Source organism: Syntrophomonas palmitatica JCM 14374, from assembly GCF_001311885.1.
Classification (GTDB): domain Bacteria; phylum Bacillota; class Syntrophomonadia; order Syntrophomonadales; family Syntrophomonadaceae; genus Syntrophomonas_A; species Syntrophomonas_A palmitatica.
Genome location: NZ_BBCE01000001.1, coordinates 1 through 17,202, shown reverse-complemented (window position 1 = coordinate 17,202; position 17,202 = coordinate 1). Strand labels below are relative to the sequence as shown.

Genomic DNA, 17,202 nt, shown 5'->3' with positions numbered 1-17,202 from the left:
AGAAAGAACACCAATCTAATCACAAAAAGATAAAAGCGCTAAGGAAAGTTAATTTTCTTAGCGCTTATTTTGTTGTACGACTGGTTTAATTCTTTTATATATCATAGGAAGAAAAAAATATCTCAGCTGCCTGCGTGAACAGGTGTCTTGCCTGTCGCCTGGATATGATTTTGCTAATCTGCGTCTTTTCTACCTTGATGTGTCGCTTAATACTATTACGCGCTGTTCATCAGGGTCATAGTACATATTGATATTGCGCAGCTTTTCTTTGAGCTTTAGCGGTTCCGATTTAATGGTGAAGTTCATACCCGGTTCCAGCCCCCCGTCGATCTGGATCATGCCTTCGCCCCGGGTGTTCTTCAGTATAGATACTAGGTAGTTTCTCTCTACTACCAGGGTATCGTATTCCTCACTTAGTTGAAGAAATTCAGGCAGTTTCTTTTGCAGTCTTTCAATATTATCACGGTTATCGAGATCGGTTCTGTACTTGCGGATTAAGTCAGAAATGTTTTGCAGGTCGGTTTCTTTTTTGGCTATAGCATCGTTTAAGTCGCGAACGCGTTGATAGAAATCACGCCGGTCTATGCCTTCCACTTTTAGGTCCAGCGCCAGGCAGTTTTGCACTCGGGATGCTTTAATACGCGTGCGGGCATAAATGCTGTTATTGCCCAGAATACGTCCTTTGCGGCCGTGTATTAATACCGAATCACCCGCTTTTAAGTCACAGCGCAGGACATATTCATTTACTATAATGTTCTGCCCGGCTTCGGCAACAATGTTCTGAGCGAAACGGGCCTCAATATTCTTGCCCGCCGTAATAACCGCGTTGCCTCTGCCTATAACCCCTTTATGAATGAAAACCGATCCACGCCGGGAGGTAACCTGGGCGTTGTCTATCATGCCTCGGATTTCTATATCATCATCTGCTTCTACGCGAAAACCTTCCTTAACATTGCCGCCAATCATGATTTTTCCCATGAAATTAAGATTACCGACAGAGAAATCAACATCACCTTTGATAACCAGCATTTTGGTTACATATATACGGTTGTTCAGCCAGGATAAAGCTCCGTCATACTCAGCCACCGCCTGGTCGTCTATTACCAGTACACCTTTTCCGGTTTTAAAATCGGCGTGTTTACCAGGTTTAGCAGGGATTTCCTCACCCATAATATTCATTCCTGGTTCTCCGGGAGTGGCAGGTATACGTTCCCCCACTGCTTCTCCGGCACGTATTGCGGAGATGAAACCCAGTTGATAGTAATCAACCCGCCCATCCTCGGTCATAACTGGTTTTGTGTCCGGTTCTTTATAGTTATATTTAATTATGGCATCGCGGCCCGGATTAGGAGGCCGGCCCTGGGCCACCAGCACCTTGCTGCCCGGATTACTTATACTTTCTTTTATAGCCTCTTCGTTAATTCCGAATTTTACCCCCATCTTATCCAGCTCTTGCATAACGTCATTGATATCCAGTTTGTGTACGTAATCCGGATTGATTCTTACAAAAGCCTTCATTTGATCACGGGTAATATCAATTTCTAGAGGAACAACCTTTTCAGCATTATTTCTTATATATACTAAAAAACCAGAATCAAGTTCATAGTCCGGGTCTATAGCGATGGGGGTTCCAGGGGCTTCATTTAAGAGTTGGGAAAATAACCTTGCAGACAGGCGAAATCCCAGCCTATCCAAGTCTGCTTCAAGCTGACCCCGGTTGACCGGTGAAGTGAGCATGCGGATGTAGAAGCCGCTGACATCTTCAATTATTTTAAAACAGAGTGGTGATTGATTAGACATAACATCCCCTAAAGAATTATTTATCTAATACGGAAAGTTATGATAATGATATTTTCAGTTTAATATTATAACAGGAATTTTATTACTTGTGGGAAAAATGGTTATATTTAACCCGGATTTTTTAAAAATAATTCTAATTTCAGAGTGTAAAGGAATTATCATTACAGTTATAGAATGAATAATTAAACGGCTGGATACGGTTGGCGGGGAGGTGCAGAGGTTGAATATCCGCGAGGAAATCGAACAGAGGGAAGCCATGTTTCTAAGCCCGCAGGCGGCTTTGTCTCTGAATTCAAAGGGGAGAGAGAGGCAGGAGGAGGCAGACGCAGTTAGAACCTGTTTTATGCTGGACAGGGACCGAGTAGTTCATTCCAAATCATTCCGGCGGCTGAAACATAAAACCCAGGTTTTCATCGCTCCCCCAGGTGACCATTATCGCAGCCGCCTTACCCATACCCTGGAAGTTGCCCAGATTGCCAGGACTATAGGCACAGGCTTGAACCTCAACTTAGATCTGATTGAAGCTATGGCTCTGGCTCATGATGTAGGCCATACGCCGTTTGCTCACGCCGGCGAACAGGTGCTGAATGAACTATTGCCGGGAGGCTTTCGTCATAATGAGAATAGTATCAGGGTTTTAACCAGAATAGAACAGCATAAGGATCGCAACGGCTTGAACCTCACCCGGGAAGTTCTAGATGGAGTTCTGCACCACAGCGGTTATGGGGAAGGGGAGGCCCGGGCTTTTACCCTGGAAGGGCAGGTAATACGTCTCAGTGATAAGATTGCTTATGTACAGCACGACATTGACGATTCAATCAGGGCAGGGGTCTTGCGGGTCGAGGAAATACCCGGTCAGTTCCTGGAAGTACTGGGGACTACCCACAGCCAAAGAATCGCTACCCTGGTGATAGATACCATAGCCAATACACGTAATATGATTGAAAAGGGAGTAATCAAAGTAGAACCCAGTCCGGAAATAGAGTCGGCTTTAAAGGGCCTGCGTGAGTTTATGTTTGAAAACATATATCGGGGGCCGGTTTGTAAAGCGGAACGTGTCAGGGCGGCCTTTATTATTGAACATCTATTTGAATATTACTGCAAACATCCTGCGAAGATGAGCCCGCTTTATGCACAGATTGCTGAGGAAGAGGGTCTGCAAACGGCAGTGGCTGATTATATTTCGGGTATGAGCGATGCGTATTGTGTTTCACAGTTTCAGGATTTGTATGTGCCTCAGTCCCTGGTTCCCGATGCTCGCAAAGATCTGCCCACCGGCAGTTAGTTAGATAATAACGAGGCGTGAGTATCAGAAGTGGAGGCAAATTGGGGACTATCCTGGGGATTGTAATGACGAAGGAAGGGAATGGCGGGACTGTTCCCGGGCTGCTCTGTCGTTGCGAGCGCAGCGAAGCAATCTTTCCTTCGCTTTAACCTTTTAGTTTGATGCGTCGCTGACGCTCCCCGCAATTTTCGCGCGCCGCGCGCACCACAATAAACGAACAGCATTAGAGTCTTTTTGATTTATGCAGCAATGACAAGACCATGAGTTTTCATAGCCATAACAGGGGGCTGCGTACGTAGTTATGTCATTTGACCATCACTTTAATATGCGGCTTAATGGAGTATACAATATTTCTGCGAAGCCGTGACAGGAATAATAACTAGCTTGTAGAACGGAACAAGTAACAGACTGTGACGAAAATTATGAAAATAAAGCAGGAAATATGCTGTAAAAGTAGAATAACAGGTGATGCGCAGTGGGTTCCTATTATGATGACCCGGTGGTGCGGGAAATAAATGAACGTTTGAATATTATCGATGTAGTCTCCGAAACGGTTGCTCTGAGCCGCAAAGGCAACCGGTATTGGGGACTATGCCCTTTTCATCAGGAGAAAACCTCTTCATTTACAGTAACTCCTGAACGCAATATGTTCTATTGTTTCGGCTGTCATGCCGGCGGAGACATGTTTAATTTTGTAATGCTAAGGGACGGCATCGAATTCAAAGACGCCTTACAGCTTCTGGCAGCCAAAGCCGGGGTAGAAATCCGCCAGGCCATGCCGAAAAAGGAGATAGACCGCCGCCGCCAGATAATTGAGATAAATAAGACCGCCGCCGAATACTATTCGGCCTGCCTGCAGGGTAATAAGGGCGGTGAAGCCAGGGAATATTTGCAGCGGCGCGGATTAGAAGCAAAAACCATTGAAAAGTTTTACCTGGGTTTGGCCACCGATTCATGGAACAGCCTGGAGGAGCACCTGCTTAAAAAAGGTTTTTCGCCGGAATTAATTAAAGATGCAGGTCTCATAAAGCGCAGCGATAAAAATAACAGCTATTATGATCTGTTCCGGCAGCGTATTATGTTTCCTATCAACGGCATAAATGGTGAAATAATCGGTTTTGGCGGCCGGGTTATGGATGCGGGCCAGCCCAAATATTTAAATACGCCCGAGACAGAAATCTACGCCAAACGTATGAACCTTTACGGGTTCTACCAGGCCCGGGAAACGATTCGCCATAGCAATGAAGTGGTCCTGGTTGAAGGTTATATGGACTGCATCAAGATGCACCAGGCGGAAATCACTAATTGCGTGGCCACCTTGGGCACTTCCCTGACCCGGGAACAAGCTCGGTTAATAAGGCGTTATGCCGAGAAGGTTATTGTAATATATGACGGCGATGAAGCGGGTCAGAGGGAAGCTTTGCGGGCGGGTTCAATCTTATTGGAAGAAGATTTGCGGGTACAGGTTTTAATACTGCCTCAGGGGCAGGATCCAGATGACTTAATAGAATTATACGGAAAAGAGGAATTTAAACGATATATACAGAATAATAAATGCAGTTTCATAGAATTTAAGATAATTCGTCTCATAAACACCGAAAAAGATCTGAATTTAGACGCCAAAATCAGAGTCATCCAGGCGGTCAAAACTGATATAACCCGGTTAGAAAGTGAGATTGAAAAAGATTTTTACACCCGGATACTGGCTCAGAAACTAAGTTTGGAAGAAAATCTGGTACAGCGAGAATTACAGGCCGGGAGTAAAACCAGGACCGCAGGAGTTAAGAATAAAACTGGGATTAATAGGGATAATATACAGTACGGCAATTATAGTAATTATAACATAGAAGAGAAAATACTGGCAGCTATGCTGCTGGATGATAATATTTTTAACCAGATTAAGAACCGCATCGGGCTCGGATTTTTTTCGAAACCGCAGTATCGTGAACTGGCTGCAAAATACGATGAAATACCAGGCGACCAGGAGCAGCGTTGGCAGGCTCTGTCGCAAGAAATTAATGAAGAAGCATTGCGCAGCAGCTGGGCCAGGATAACGGTTTTAATGGAAGAAGATACCAGACCTGGTTCGGTGGAGATTGAGGCCTATATCCAGCGTGTGGAAAGGCTGAGGTTAAAGGCTCGCTGGGGTAAAATGCACCAGCGCTTGAACCAGCTCCGCGAGGAAGGAGATTTCTATAGTTTGCTCGAGTTTATATTGCAGATTGACAGCTTTTTGCATCACACCCGGAAAGGGGGGACGGCATGAAAGACCGTAAACTAGCCGATGTGGTAAGCGTTATGGCCGAAAAGGGAAAAAAGAAGAGAAATCTTTCCTACGATGAAATTATCGAGGATCTGCAAGGTTTTAACCTGGGGCCCGATAATTTAGACGATATTTTGGAACACCTTCAATCATTGGGTATCAGCGTCAATAGTGAAAGTGAGATTGAAGAAGAAGGTGATCCCGAAAGTATCGAAACCGAAGATTTATTTATTCCCGACGGCATCGAAATAGACGACCCTGTTCGCATGTATCTGAAGGAGATCGGGCGGGTGCCGCTGCTCGTGGCAGAACAGGAGATCGATCTGGCTCATCGCATTGAAGCAGGAGACGAAGAGGCTAAGAAACAATTGGTGGAAGCCAACCTTCGCCTGGTGGTCAGCATTGCCAAACGTTATGTGGGCCGGGGTATGCTGTTCTTGGATCTCATACAGGAAGGTAATCTAGCCTTATGAAGGCCGTGGAAAAATTTGATTATCGCAAAGGGTTTAAATTCAGTACCTATGCCACCTGGTGGATACGCCAGGCCATAACCCGTGCCATAGCTGATCAGGCCCGTACTATCAGAATACCGGTGCACATGGTGGAGACTATAAATAAGCTTTCCCGGGTGCAGAGAAATCTTCTGCAGTCTCTGGGGCGCGAACCTACTGCGGAAGAAGTTGCCAATGAGATGGACATCCCGGTAGACCGCGTGATTGAAATCATGAAAGTAGCCCAGGAACCGGTTTCTCTGGAAACCCCTATTGGTGAAGAAGATGACAGCCACCTGGGTGATTTTATAACCGATGAAGATGCCGAATCGCCGGAGGAATCAGCATCATTTGTCCTCTTGCGTGAACACCTGGACGGAATTTTAAGCACCCTGACCGACCGCGAGGAAAAGGTTTTGCGTTTGCGGTTTGGTTTGGACGATGGCCGGCAGCGCACCCTGGAAGAAGTAGGCCAGGAGTTCGGCGTAACCCGTGAACGCATACGCCAGATTGAGGCCAAGGCCCTGCGTAAATTGCGTCATCCTTCGCGCAGCAAGAAACTTAAAGATTATATTGAGTAGGGTTTCGTATTGACAAGTGTACTCCAGGCGGCTTATAATATTTGTCGTTGGGGCTTTCCTCGATAGCTCAACGGTAGAGCATCCGGCTGTTAACCGGAGGGTTGTAGGTTCGAATCCTACTCGGGGAGCCAGTGTAAATAATGGCGGTAACCCACAGGAGTTGCCGCCTTTCGTTTGCGAAAACCGTAAAAATCGGCCAGGCCACTTGACCTGCCGCCAGATTTTTTATATACTATCACTTGCGAGGTTTCGCAAAATCCCGGGCCTATAGCTCAGTTGGTAGAGCTACCGGCTCATAACCGGTCGGTCCCAGGTTCGAGTCCTGGTGGGCCCACCACTATGAAAACCGAGGCCGGAAGCCCGAAATCGGCAAACGATTCCAGACTTCCGACTTCCATTTTGGCCCCTTGGTCAAGCGGTTAAGACACCGCCCTTTCACGGCGGTAACAGGGGTTCGAGTCCCCTAGGGGTCACCATTACCCGGGCGGTTAGCTCAGCTGGGAGAGCGCCTGCCTTACAAGCAGGATGTCACAGGTTCAAGTCCTGTACCGCCCACCATTAGAACATTAAGGAAGCCCGAAAAATCGGGCTTTTTTTATTATTAAATTTTTTGTGAGGCCAGGAACGATAAAATAAGAATCCCTATGTATCGGTATTTATATATAAGGACGGGTACAAGTGGGGTACAAAAATGGGTACAAAACTTTTGAAACGCAAATACCGATAAATAGGGATTTTAAAGAATAGAAACGTGGGATATCTGTCAGAAAAGAAAAGACCTCCGGAACAGAGCCGGAGGCACCAACACTAAGTTCCTACTCAATAAACGGAGGGTCATGGTCAGGTAGCATCTGACCATGACCTTAATTTGATTATAATCACCTGTTAGAATTTATCAACTAGTATGATATGATATTATTATGAGTGAAGAATTTATCAGTGATAGTCTACAAAATTTTAAAAAAGATATTTTGATTTGCTATGGTATCCAAAGTATAGCTTCGATTGTTATATTAGCATTACTTCTCAGCTCAAAATAAACCTGAGATTAACCAAGCTCCCCAAATGGGGGGCTTTTTTAATGCTTGAAAACTAAATAAAAAATCCCTGCTAACGCAGGGAAACAGCTCCCAGGCTGGGCTGTGGCGAATCTGAAAAAGAAAGGAGGATACGCCTGGCCTGCCTGGGGGGCTTGGCGTAACACAAAAAATGAAGGACGTGTATATGACCATTGCGCGGGGAGAAACCCCTGAGAAAGCTTTCTGGGTAGCCCAGCACATGGGCTGGAATGGTCCGGAAATCCGAAGAAAAGAGGGATATATCATGTTTGATGTCCCTGATCTGCGAGACACGGAAACGCCGACAGACTATGCCTTTAAAATGGCTAAAAGCCTAAGAAAAGGCAAGCTGGATCTCCCCCGGGAACTGAGCGGCTGTGTTCAGATTCGGCAAGCAGACCCCGATGCAGAACCTAAAAACTATTTCTTAGACCGCCGTAAAAATGCATATCTGTTTTTTGGATGTGTGTAGAAATCCTGCTAAGCAGGGAGTCTTAGAACCCGCCTAATGGCGGGTTCACTGCTTTATATGACTCTTTTTTTCTCATTTCTTCCTTTTTTCACCCCTGGGCAGTGCCTGGGGGTTTTTTTATTTACAAAAAAAGGAGGAAACGAGAAAATGGCATTAATTGATTTGGTAGGTGGCAGTGATTATATCGCTGTATCGCGTACTCTATGCAAAAATATTGGTCCTGCAGAAGCAATACTATACTCAGAAATTATTGACCAGTACAAGTTCTACAAAAAAGCAAACAAACTAGATAATAATCAGATGTTTTATGCCCTGGTCGAAGATATCACAGAAAAAACTGGCTTAAGTGCTGACCAACAACCAAGACTTCTAAAAAAGCTTGAGGCAAAAGGACTAATTAAGGTTGTTTATAAGGGACTTCCCCGTAAACGGTTTATATGTAGATGAGAATCCGGAATACTTAAAAACCGTATATAATGATGACGAAGCCCGAAATATTCAGAAACCGGATTTTGCGGCGACTAGTAACCGGGAAATGCAGGAACTAGTAACCGCAAAATCGGCGACAAGTCGCCGCAATCCGGCAGAAACAAACCTAATAAACAAACCTAATACAAACCTAAACAACAACGTCGTTGAGATTTTCTCAGAACATGATATTGATATCCGTCCTGTGCTGAAAAAACATCCAGGTATATTTGATGATTTTTCTGCCCAAGAAATTTCCAAAGTGGCCAGAACACTAAAAAATAAAGCCGTTAAAGGAAAGATACAAAACCCAGTGGGTATAATCTTGGCCAACCCGGATATATTACGCACGATTTTGACTGGTGAATTTTATGCCGAAAAGAAGCAAGCTGGAAAGGCATATTTTTCAGAATATACTACATATGTGCCCCCAGACATATTTTAGTAAAGCGGTTATTATCTGGGTAATAAATCTATTCTAACGTTTGCTTTGAGGGCATGGGCAATTTTATTAAGGGTTTTTATACTAATATTTTGTTCACCATTTTCAATCCGGGCGATGACGGACTGAGTTGTACCTGCACGGCTCGCTACCTCTTGTTGTGTTAAACCGCGCTGCAGTCTCAAGGCAATAATCTGCCTGGTGATTTCATGTGCAAGTTCGCTTTCGGCCCAAGCTTCAGCAAAAGCAGGTTCTTTAAGACTATCTTCTATATGCCGGTTAAGATCATCCATGTTTTAATGTTCCCCTTTCTCAAGGTATTGTCTGAGCCGTTTTCTGGCCAGATCTATATCTTGTTTACTTATACGCTGAGTTTTCTTCTGAAATCCGTGAGTAAGTAAAATTATTTGCCCAGAAATAACTGAAAACAGAATACGGTATTGATTCCCCTGGTATATTGTACGCAGTTCCCAGATATTACGATCAATATTACTTACCAATGGGAAACCAAGTTCTACACCGAATTCAGCTAGAAGTTGTAAGTTTCTCAGTATTTTAGCCTTTACTTTAGGAGAGGTAGAATCAACAAACTCTCTTACAGGCTGCCGGGTTCCTTCTTTAAAATAAAATATATTCCAGTTCATATCGATATTATAGCATATATGCTATATGGTTGATGTGTAAAGTCTAACTTAGAATGTATATTCTAGGATATAAAACCGTCAATTAATATATTTTTTTATCCTAGAATACAGGCTAAAATGGCCTTAAAAATATATCCTAGAATACGGATACGCCGGGTTTTTCTGAAAAATATACTTGTTTATTTTTTTCTTGGCGTGGTATATTTAAGATGTATAGATAATCACATCAAAAAATCCTGTTTCAAACAGGGACCTACCTAAGACTTGATGAAGTCGCCATCTAAAAATCCTTTTTGGAATTAAATCCTTTTTTTAAGGGAACAGAGCAATCTGTTCTATTTTGGCTTTCTGTTGTTCTGCTGGCCGGGCATTAATAACCCGGCTGGGCCGGGATGATGGGAGGAATGAAAATGCTAGTATTATTAATTGTTTTCACAGGTTTCTTTTTAATCTGCACTGCCTGGTCTAACCCAGGGAGGATCGCAAAAAAAATCCTCAAGTTCAGTTTGAGGGGGCTGCTGAGAATTCTAATCTCAGTTATGCGGTTAGGAATAACCGCTTTACGATAGCTTATTCGGGCTGGCAGCGTGATGCATCCCCAAGCCAGCCCACAACAGTTTCCCCGGCGCGACGCCGATACAGGGGGATCTGGACCAAGGATAAGTAGAGACAGTGCTGCTAGCACTCCCGGTCTGAATCACCAACAACGATTCAACGCGATTCGGACGTCGGCCCGCGGGCGACAACCACCGGATCATTGCACGGAACGCCGAAGGCGTTCACCGCGTAAGCGGCAAGTGCATCCTTAGTACTGAAGAATTGATCATTCTAAATTGAAATACGTAGCCCGTTCCTCTCCTTCGCCGAATATGCATAGAATTTAACCCAATATATTTTAAAAATATTTTTCCCAAGAAAATTTTTCAAATGAGGCGGCGAAGGAGAGAACGGGCAAGACCCCCACGAAATGCGAAATGTTGGGGGTACGGCACAAGTGGAACGAAGTGAATAGCGAGAGACGATGCTATTTTCCTGCGCAAGCTATGTCTGAAAAGGAGTGATGAATAATGAGATATAGTTTTCCTGAAACCGGTATAAAGGCAACTGACGATCTGGGTAGACAACTCGAAAAAATAATACGAACGTGGAACAGGGGAGCATATAAGACTAGGTATCGATATGCTCCTGCCTGTTCAAGGTTCGTGAAATGGGTTCAACCTGCATTCAAAATGCAAAAACTGGCAAACCTGCAAGACAAACACCTGATCGCATATGGCAAATACCTGAAAAGCAAAGGCTGTACAGACAAATATATAAAAAATGAGATTTCTGCCCTTCAATATCTCCATACATATATTCCCAATGCACGGTACGAACTGTCGAATTCAAAGGAAATCAACGTTAAGATCGGCCTGGCTTCGACCCCGAACAACAAAGCCAAAAATCTTGATCAGAGTTGGACACGAGATGAAGTTGTCCACTTTTGCCAACACGCAAGGGAACACGGCCACCCCAGGTACGCGCAAATGGCGCAAATCACATACCATGTTGGGACGCGTTTGGAAGAAATTGTTACCTTGAGAAGAAATGAGGTCGAGAACGGGCTCAGACGAGGCGTTTTGCGCCTGACCAGCACCAAAGGTGGCCGACCGCGCAAAGTGCCCCTCTCTGAGGCTGCTAGACGCTCCTAGCTGAATCGATCGAAAATGTGCCAAGGGGCGCGTATGTTTTCGTACCACCTGGGCAAAAGGTGCACAAATTCATGAAATCTGTGCAAGAATACGTTTTCAATCACCGTGACGATTTTCAGGATCCCACACGGGTAGGTGATCCAACCCGCACGGAACTTCACTGGCATGGCTTGAGGCATTCTTTCGCCCAAAATATGTATTCTGAATTGCGGGCGTCTGGTATTGACGATCATGAAGCCCGCCACCAAGTTTCTGAGGCGCTCGGGCACAGCCGGGAAAGCATCACATTTACGTATGTTTAGAAGGGAGGCTGGAATGGAAAATGACCGAACAAAAATACCAAAAAAGAATTTCTGAACTAGAAGAAGAAGTAAGAATTTTGCAACGACGCCTGGCGGGACACCGCGAAGCGGTGGCTCGTTGGCGCCAGCGTGCGGGGGTGGAACCACCTGTTGCTCAAATCGAACTATTCAAATCAGAGATATACATATACCGGGGAGATTTCTGGACTCGTGAATATTATACTTTGCCAATTGAAAAAAATCCGTATCTTCTGGCTGAAGCCTGGGCCTGGGTGGTCGAAAATGGTCTCAACGACATGGAGATATGCGAGCGGGTGTATTTTGACCAATATGACCAAAAACGTGGCTGGGTATTGATCATTACCAAACCCTGGAAAATTTAAAAAACATATTTTGAAAACTACCCATAAAATAAAATATAGGGATATATATTGCAAAGAAAAAAATATCTAAGTATACTAAAATCATAAGCAAAAAGATTATAAATTTCAGCATAAAAATAATAAAATATTTCCCCTGACATCCTAATAAATGGCAAAAAACTAGGGGTGGTTTACAAAAAATTAGACTTTTTTTGTGTTGCTACACCTATGCCCTTCGATAAGCGAAGGGCTTTTATTATATGGATTGTAAACACCAGCCCCTCTTTATGAGGGGTTTTTACTTTTTCTGAACCCCTGTATATGGTAAAATAAAGAAAGGAGGTCTACTGCCAATAACTATCCCCCCGGGGAAATAAAATAAACGGAGGTAATCAAGGTGAAGAAACTAAAAATATTTGCGCTGATAATCATGTTAGCTTTTCTGGTTTCAAGCAACGTTAATACGAACGCCGATGAAACCGTAAGTACGCCTAATAAGTTAATAGTATTCAAAATCGGCCATAACAAATACTACACTCAGGATATAGGCTCAACCGAAGTAAATACCGTCCAGATGGATACCGCGCCCTTTATAAAAGACAGCCGGACTTACGTACCCGTTCGTTTCCTGGGCAACGCCTGGGTGTAAGCGACAGCAACATCGCCTGGGACAATTCCGCCAGGAAGGCTGTTTTACAGGGCAGAAGCAAACTGACGCTGACCATCGGCAGTAAGACCATGCAAAAGAACAACGAGAATATTGTCATGGATGTGGCTCCGTTGATAGCCAACCCCGGCAGGACTATGCTCCCTGCCCGTTATGTAGCTGAAGGTTTAGGCTTCAAAGTCGAATGGGACGCGGCCAAACAGCTAGTCATAGCCTACCCCGAAGATCAGCCCAAACCTGACATAGAGAATATATTAAAAGAACTGAACAACAGCTCTATCACCGTGCAGGACCTGGGGAATGCAACCGGGGATCAGAATATTAGTGCGGCAGGATATAATCTATTTCTTAGCAGCAGCAATAGTAACCCAACTATGTTTTTTAATATTGGTGACAGCAGCTGGCCAAAGCAAAATATCCGCGTAGTCTGCACCAGCCACCCGGAGTTTAATACCTGCCATCAGCAGATGATTAATGGGCAATGGCGTGATTTTCGGAAAGACGTATGGACAAACAACTATATGTTGTTCAGAGATGGCTATACTTCCAATCCCAAGTCTGGCATGACCGTAACTTTTGATATTTACGGCGGCTACAACGGCGATGAAAGCTACGAAGGCGTAAAGATAGCCACCATCCGCAAAACGCTCCCCTAAGTCCGGTTGTTGACTGATTACGAAGGGGCCAGAAATGGCCTCTTTTTATTTATGAAAAGGAGTGAAATATCTTGAGAAAACTAATATGTTTTGTCCTCATGACAGTGTTTCTAATGGCTAATTGCCTACCCGTATATGCTGACGGAATTGGCGACAACCAGCGTTCAGATTATCCAGGGGTAACTGATTATCAAAAACACCCTGTATCACTTAATGATGACCACAAGAAGCCCTCTGCCGGGTTTTCGCTGCAGATTAAAACCTCGTTCGGCAGTTTACGGGCAGAAACAATTAAATCAGGTAATATTGACGGGAAACCAAACATTGTCCCTTCTCAGGATTCCCCGGTCATTAATGCTGCCGTAGGTGACAGTATAGTAATTAGTGATCGCTGTACCAAAGGAACCGGCAGTATAATCAACCAGTACGACATCCAGTATAGATTCGTACCCGAAGGATCAAACCGGGAAGACTGCGAAATACATTCCCAGATAGTCAGTAATTTCGATGCGGTGAAAAACATCATCGAAAAACTGCCCTTAAACGAAAAAGGAACCTATGAAATCTTTATGGCCGTAGCCGATAACGCATCCTGTTTGCCGGGAGCCGTAAACTGGTCAGCCAATGGCAACTTCAGGACGATCAATACGTCAAATAAAAACTTCCCTAACGGGATGTCTGGTACTTTACCGAAGCATTGGTCAAAGTAGGGGCAGGTTTCCCAGATTTCTACCCCACGCCTGAAGGCTCAACCGAATGGAAAGAAGAATACAAAGACCCCAATAAAGGTGCAAAGACTTATGAATATAAGCAGGGCCAGACCGAAATTACCTTCCCGGTAACTCTACGCAACTCCGGCGAAAAAGCCGTAACTGATTTTAGAGCCGTATGGTACGGGAAGGGCAGCGATTCGACAGCAGGCTGGCAGGGTACGAATCCCGCGTGGAAGTCAGACCCGGCAGAAATCGAATTAGACAAAAACGGAGAGCAAACATTTAATGTAACGGTTCCCCTGCCGGTTCCAGATGGCAGTAAAGGCTTGCTATGCTTCAAAGCCAACGTAAACGGCAATACCCCTGCAACCGAAACCAACCAGGAAAACAATCTTATGTTTATACAGATCAAGTCCAAAGGCGTGGATATAAAAGTAGTTCAGCCGACCCAGCCGAGGGTATTTAAATTAAAACCGGGGAAATCCGTAACAATAGACATCCCGTATGTTGTTGTAAGGGTAGACGAATCCGATATCCCTGTTGAAGTTGATGTAAAAGCAACATATCCAGGCGGCGTTGATAAAGACAAACCGGCATTCAGTAATGATTATGACTCAAAAAGTTACAACGCCCACATAACCCTTAATAAAGTAGGGACGTATGCACTCAAAGTAACAGCCTGGCCGGTAGGGGTTGAAGACATTGACCCCAGCAATAACACAGGGCAGACAACTATCATCATAAAGGCCGATGAATCTTACAACGCGGAAAAAATAAATTCTGACAACCAGACCAGGGTGAATCTCAGAAGTTAGAACAATAAAGGGCAGTACCTTATTAGATACTGCCCTTTGCCCTTTTCTCCTATTTTCAGCCCCCGATTTTTCGGGGGCTTTTTTTATACCAAAAAATAGGAGGTTGATATTGTGCAAACTTATACCGTTGAACAAACTGCCAAGATATTGCAGGTTCGTAAGAATTTTGTCTACGATTTAATTTTTACCGGTCGCCTGCGGGCTGTCCGCTTGTCAGAGCGGCGATTTCGCATTTCGGAAGCTGCCCTGGCTGAATTTCTTAGGCAGGAAGAAGCGCGTGTGGCCGAAACTTGTGCGCATTGAAGCAGGAAAAGGGCCAGGAACACAGAAATATATAGTATCGTTCCTGGCCTCCGAAGGGAGGCTGGAAATAAATGTCAATTTTAAAACGCGGTCAAAACACATGGCTTATTAAAATCTACCTAGGGCGAGGTGAGGATGGCAAACCTAAATACCACTATGAGACTTTTTACACACCAATAAAAAGTCTGGCCCAGGATCGTGAAAGGGACTTAAAAAAACAGCTGCGGGCCGCAAAACAAGGACCTAACAGTAATATCGTTACCCTTGGCCAGTGGATAGACGTTTGGCTTCGTGACGTTAGAAAATCGGTTGCGCCGGCTACATGGACTACATATGAATCCTGCGCACGAGCCGTAAAACCGTTTGTGGGGCACTTAGTTTTGTGGACGCTCGATTCCCGGCAATTAAAAGATATTATGGAAAAGCATTTTTTTAGACGTGAGTAATAGAACGCAAAAAAATATGTACGCTTTTGTGAGAATGGTGGTAAGAGCGGCCATCTGCGAAAAAAAAGCGCCGATAGATGCATTACAGTCGTTTCAGATGCCACGTGAGGAAAAAGTGCACAGGGATACATTGAGCCGGGAAGATATGCGCCGTTTGGTGGGGGCTACTGAGCGGTATCGATACGGGCTGGTAATTCGCTTGCTGGTACTGACTGGGGCCAGAGCAGGGGAAATACTAGGTCTGACCTGGGATGCGGTGGATTTTGCAACCCGCAGCGTCACAATCAACAAATCCTTGAATATCCATACCAGGGAGTTGAACGATCGCCCAAAGACTGAGAATTCCCGGCGCACCGTGATTTTGGATGAGGAAACAGTAGAACTTTTAAAACAGCAGAAGGAAAAACAGAGGGCGGAGCTACGGGCGTTAGCTGTAACCCCGCTAAATTCGGACACAGGGCTAGTGTTCCTCACACAGACAGGGAAACCGGTCAAATATTCCTCGGTTCAAAAAACTTTCGCCTATTGCTTAGAACGTGCAGAGTTACCTCATATGCGGATCCATGATTTGCGGCACAGCCTGATTACCTTATTACTTCTAGAGGGAACGAGCGTTTTGACTGTGGCATCATTAGTCGGCCAAGATCCATCTACAACTACCCAAAAATATGCTCATTTAACAAAAATAAGCAATGCAATCAGCCTATAATTAGAGATGGCGATTTTTAGGTATTTTAAAAAAGTGGGGTACAGAAATGGGTACAAGGCTTAATAGCGCCTATATATTGGGTTTCCTGGTGGGGTGTAAAAGGTTCAAGTCCTGTACCGCCCACCATTAGAACATTAAGGAAGCCCGAAAAATCGGGCTTTTTTTATTATTAAATTTTGGTGTCGCGGGTGTCGGTGTCGAGGGGACGGTTCTCTTGACACCATCCGACTAGGTCTATGAGCATAGTAGAAGAAGTATGACGTCCCTACGGTCACAGGATATGATGCCAATCGCGTCTTGCGTAGAGGATTCTTTCAACATCAACGGTTTTTGAACTTTTCAATCTATCGTAAAAGACAATATAATTCTTTACGATCATCTTTCGATATCTCATCATTGCAAGCCGTTCATGACTTACAGGAGGACATTTTTGCGGCATGACCGCTAAACCCGAGATAGCTTCATTAACAAGGTCCATCAACTTTAATGCGGTCACAGGTGCTGATAGCTGCGCAGAGATAAAGTGTCAAGAGAACCGTCCCCCTGACACCTGTTGACAGAGTACAAGTACTGCGAGCTTCATCTAAAACGCTATAACAAAGAAAGACCCAATGTCGGAGAACGTGGTTATGACAGCCGGTGGCGGAGAGCGAGTAAATTATTCCTAAAAGCCAATCCTCTCTGCAGACATTGTCAAAGGGAAGGCAAGCTGATTGCTGCTGAGGTAGTTGATCATATAGTTCCTCACCGGGGAGATCAGACTTTATTCTGCGATGAAAGCAACTGGCAGCCGCTTTGTAAGAAGTGTCATGATCGAAAGACGAGGACAGAGGATCAACATCCGGAATAGGTGTCAAGGGGACGGTTCTCTTGACACCTTTTTTGGTCTATACAGTCATCTGCTATCATTCGTTTTCTGTACGATCCCTCGATTAATCCCCAGCAAATTAGCTATGGCCCTAACGGATAGCCTGGTATTAGTCTTTAGGTCCACTATGAGCTCTGTACGGATGTTCTTGTTGTTCATCAGTTCG

General features: G+C 44.6%; 20 protein-coding genes, 4 tRNA genes and 1 pseudogene. 21 read left to right on the top strand and 4 right to left on the bottom strand.

The window, feature by feature from the left end; all coding sequences use genetic code 11:
- Window positions 1-189 precede the first annotated feature (189 nt).
- Window positions 190-1,800: a FapA family protein gene (locus JCM14374_RS00115; RefSeq protein WP_054691847.1), complete on the bottom strand. Its 1,611-nt coding sequence runs from the start codon at window positions 1,798-1,800 to the stop codon at window positions 190-192.
- A 220-nt stretch (window positions 1,801-2,020) separates the two neighbouring features.
- Here JCM14374_RS00115 and JCM14374_RS00110 point away from each other — a divergent pair, with 220 nt between their 5' ends.
- From JCM14374_RS00110 to JCM14374_RS00065, 11 genes and pseudogenes are all read left to right on the top strand, one after another.
- Window positions 2,021-3,085, top strand: a complete 1,065-nt coding sequence (locus JCM14374_RS00110; RefSeq protein ID WP_054691839.1) for a deoxyguanosinetriphosphate triphosphohydrolase — start codon at window positions 2,021-2,023, stop codon at window positions 3,083-3,085.
- A 17-nt stretch (window positions 3,086-3,102) separates the two neighbouring features.
- A complete protein-coding gene (locus JCM14374_RS14980; RefSeq protein WP_278279200.1) occupies window positions 3,103-3,234 on the top strand; it encodes a hypothetical protein in 132 nt (43 codons plus the stop codon).
- A gap of 326 nt (window positions 3,235-3,560) precedes the next feature.
- A complete protein-coding gene (gene dnaG / locus JCM14374_RS00105) occupies window positions 3,561-5,351 on the top strand; it encodes a DNA primase (protein ID WP_054691836.1) in 1,791 nt (596 codons plus the stop codon).
- Window positions 5,348-6,420, top strand: a pseudogene (gene rpoD / locus JCM14374_RS00100) (RNA polymerase sigma factor RpoD). Before dnaG ends, rpoD begins: the two are co-directional and overlap by 4 nt.
- A 56-nt stretch (window positions 6,421-6,476) precedes the next feature.
- Window positions 6,477-6,551, top strand: a tRNA-Asn gene (locus JCM14374_RS00095).
- A gap of 130 nt (window positions 6,552-6,681) precedes the next feature.
- Window positions 6,682-6,757: transfer RNA gene (locus JCM14374_RS00090), tRNA-Ile, on the top strand.
- Between the two features lie 64 nt (window positions 6,758-6,821).
- Window positions 6,822-6,896, top strand: a tRNA-Glu gene (locus JCM14374_RS00085).
- A gap of 6 nt (window positions 6,897-6,902) precedes the next feature.
- A tRNA-Val gene (locus JCM14374_RS00080) sits at window positions 6,903-6,978 on the top strand.
- Window positions 6,979-7,629: 651 nt separating this feature from the next.
- Window positions 7,630-7,950, top strand: a complete 321-nt coding sequence (locus JCM14374_RS00075) for a hypothetical protein (RefSeq protein WP_157048877.1) — start codon at window positions 7,630-7,632, stop codon at window positions 7,948-7,950.
- Window positions 7,951-7,986: 36 nt separating this feature from the next.
- Complete coding sequence (locus JCM14374_RS00070; RefSeq protein WP_054691832.1) at window positions 7,987-8,397, top strand: hypothetical protein; 411 nt, start codon at window positions 7,987-7,989, stop codon at window positions 8,395-8,397.
- Window positions 8,354-8,863, top strand: a complete 510-nt coding sequence (locus tag JCM14374_RS00065; protein WP_054691821.1) for a hypothetical protein — start codon at window positions 8,354-8,356, stop codon at window positions 8,861-8,863. The genes JCM14374_RS00070 and JCM14374_RS00065 overlap by 44 nt, the downstream gene beginning before the upstream one ends.
- Before the next feature lie 11 nt (window positions 8,864-8,874).
- Here JCM14374_RS00065 and JCM14374_RS00060 read toward each other — a convergent pair whose 3' ends face one another.
- Both JCM14374_RS00060 and JCM14374_RS00055 read right to left on the bottom strand, forming a co-directional pair.
- A complete protein-coding gene (locus JCM14374_RS00060; protein ID WP_054691818.1) occupies window positions 8,875-9,153 on the bottom strand; it encodes a helix-turn-helix domain-containing protein in 279 nt (92 codons plus the stop codon).
- A gap of 3 nt (window positions 9,154-9,156) precedes the next feature.
- Window positions 9,157-9,504 carry a type II toxin-antitoxin system RelE/ParE family toxin gene (locus JCM14374_RS00055; RefSeq protein ID WP_054691815.1) on the bottom strand — a complete coding sequence of 116 codons (348 nt, stop codon included), beginning with the start codon at window positions 9,502-9,504 and terminating at the stop codon, window positions 9,157-9,159.
- A gap of 1,229 nt (window positions 9,505-10,733) precedes the next feature.
- Between JCM14374_RS00055 and JCM14374_RS00050 the strand changes: the two genes are divergently transcribed.
- The 9 genes from JCM14374_RS00050 (at window position 10,734) to JCM14374_RS00005 (ending at window position 16,168) form a co-directional block, all read left to right on the top strand.
- Window positions 10,734-11,195 carry a site-specific integrase gene (locus tag JCM14374_RS00050; RefSeq protein WP_369397237.1) on the top strand — a complete coding sequence of 154 codons (462 nt, stop codon included), beginning with the start codon at window positions 10,734-10,736 and terminating at the stop codon, window positions 11,193-11,195.
- 322 nt (window positions 11,196-11,517) lie between these two features.
- Window positions 11,518-11,880, top strand: coding sequence for a hypothetical protein (locus JCM14374_RS00040; protein WP_054691806.1), 363 nt, complete (start codon window positions 11,518-11,520; stop codon window positions 11,878-11,880).
- Window positions 11,881-12,256: 376 nt separating this feature from the next.
- Window positions 12,257-12,508 carry a stalk domain-containing protein gene (locus JCM14374_RS00035; protein ID WP_054691803.1) on the top strand — a complete coding sequence of 84 codons (252 nt, stop codon included), beginning with the start codon at window positions 12,257-12,259 and terminating at the stop codon, window positions 12,506-12,508.
- Window positions 12,499-13,182 (top strand): copper amine oxidase N-terminal domain-containing protein, encoded by a 684-nt coding sequence (locus JCM14374_RS00030; RefSeq protein ID WP_369397258.1) that lies wholly within the window; start codon window positions 12,499-12,501, stop codon window positions 13,180-13,182. Before JCM14374_RS00035 ends, JCM14374_RS00030 begins: the two co-directional genes overlap by 10 nt.
- A 71-nt stretch (window positions 13,183-13,253) precedes the next feature.
- Window positions 13,254-13,892 (top strand): hypothetical protein, encoded by a 639-nt coding sequence (locus JCM14374_RS00025; RefSeq protein ID WP_054691797.1) that lies wholly within the window; start codon window positions 13,254-13,256, stop codon window positions 13,890-13,892.
- Window positions 13,880-14,710 carry a hypothetical protein gene (locus JCM14374_RS00020; protein ID WP_054691794.1) on the top strand — a complete coding sequence of 277 codons (831 nt, stop codon included), beginning with the start codon at window positions 13,880-13,882 and terminating at the stop codon, window positions 14,708-14,710. The genes JCM14374_RS00025 and JCM14374_RS00020 overlap by 13 nt, the downstream gene beginning before the upstream one ends.
- 111 nt (window positions 14,711-14,821) lie before the next feature.
- Entirely contained in the window at window positions 14,822-15,013 is a 192-nt protein-coding gene (locus tag JCM14374_RS00015; protein WP_242848735.1) for a helix-turn-helix domain-containing protein, read from the top strand.
- 71 nt (window positions 15,014-15,084) lie between these two features.
- Window positions 15,085-15,459: a tyrosine-type recombinase/integrase gene (locus JCM14374_RS00010; RefSeq protein WP_054691788.1), complete on the top strand. Its 375-nt coding sequence runs from the start codon at window positions 15,085-15,087 to the stop codon at window positions 15,457-15,459.
- Window positions 15,460-15,493: 34 nt separating this feature from the next.
- Window positions 15,494-16,168 (top strand): tyrosine-type recombinase/integrase, encoded by a 675-nt coding sequence (locus JCM14374_RS00005; protein WP_054691786.1) that lies wholly within the window; start codon window positions 15,494-15,496, stop codon window positions 16,166-16,168.
- Window positions 16,169-16,439: 271 nt separating this feature from the next.
- Here the strand turns inward: JCM14374_RS00005 and JCM14374_RS12920 are convergent, their stop codons facing one another.
- Window positions 16,440-16,688 (bottom strand): type II toxin-antitoxin system RelE/ParE family toxin, encoded by a 249-nt coding sequence (locus tag JCM14374_RS12920; RefSeq protein ID WP_278279206.1) that lies wholly within the window; start codon window positions 16,686-16,688, stop codon window positions 16,440-16,442.
- Window positions 16,689-16,721: 33 nt separating this feature from the next.
- On the opposite strand from JCM14374_RS12920, the gene JCM14374_RS12915 reads away from it, so the two are divergent.
- On the top strand, window positions 16,722-17,018 hold the full coding sequence (locus tag JCM14374_RS12915) for an HNH endonuclease (protein ID WP_242848734.1): 297 nt from the start codon (window positions 16,722-16,724) through the stop codon (window positions 17,016-17,018).
- The last annotated feature ends 184 nt before the right edge of the window (window positions 17,019-17,202 follow it).

What these genes read in the sequence shown, in the direction of transcription:
- JCM14374_RS00070 (WP_054691832.1), top strand. Translation starts at nt 7,987, where the DNA reads ATGGCGGGTTCACTGCTTTATATGACTCTTTTTTTCTCATTTCTTCCT.
- JCM14374_RS00055 (WP_054691815.1), bottom strand. Translation starts at nt 9,504, where the DNA reads ATGAACTGGAATATATTTTATTTTAAAGAAGGAACCCGGCAGCCTGTA.
- JCM14374_RS00060 (WP_054691818.1), bottom strand. Translation starts at nt 9,153, where the DNA reads ATGGATGATCTTAACCGGCATATAGAAGATAGTCTTAAAGAACCTGCT.
- JCM14374_RS00005 (WP_054691786.1), top strand. Translation starts at nt 15,494, where the DNA reads ATGGTGGTAAGAGCGGCCATCTGCGAAAAAAAAGCGCCGATAGATGCA.
- JCM14374_RS00050 (WP_369397237.1), top strand. Translation starts at nt 10,734, where the DNA reads ATGCAAAAACTGGCAAACCTGCAAGACAAACACCTGATCGCATATGGC.
- JCM14374_RS00010 (WP_054691788.1), top strand. Translation starts at nt 15,085, where the DNA reads ATGTCAATTTTAAAACGCGGTCAAAACACATGGCTTATTAAAATCTAC.
- JCM14374_RS00115 (WP_054691847.1), bottom strand. Translation starts at nt 1,800, where the DNA reads ATGTCTAATCAATCACCACTCTGTTTTAAAATAATTGAAGATGTCAGC.
- JCM14374_RS00040 (WP_054691806.1), top strand. Translation starts at nt 11,518, where the DNA reads ATGACCGAACAAAAATACCAAAAAAGAATTTCTGAACTAGAAGAAGAA.
- JCM14374_RS00075 (WP_157048877.1), top strand. Translation starts at nt 7,630, where the DNA reads ATGAAGGACGTGTATATGACCATTGCGCGGGGAGAAACCCCTGAGAAA.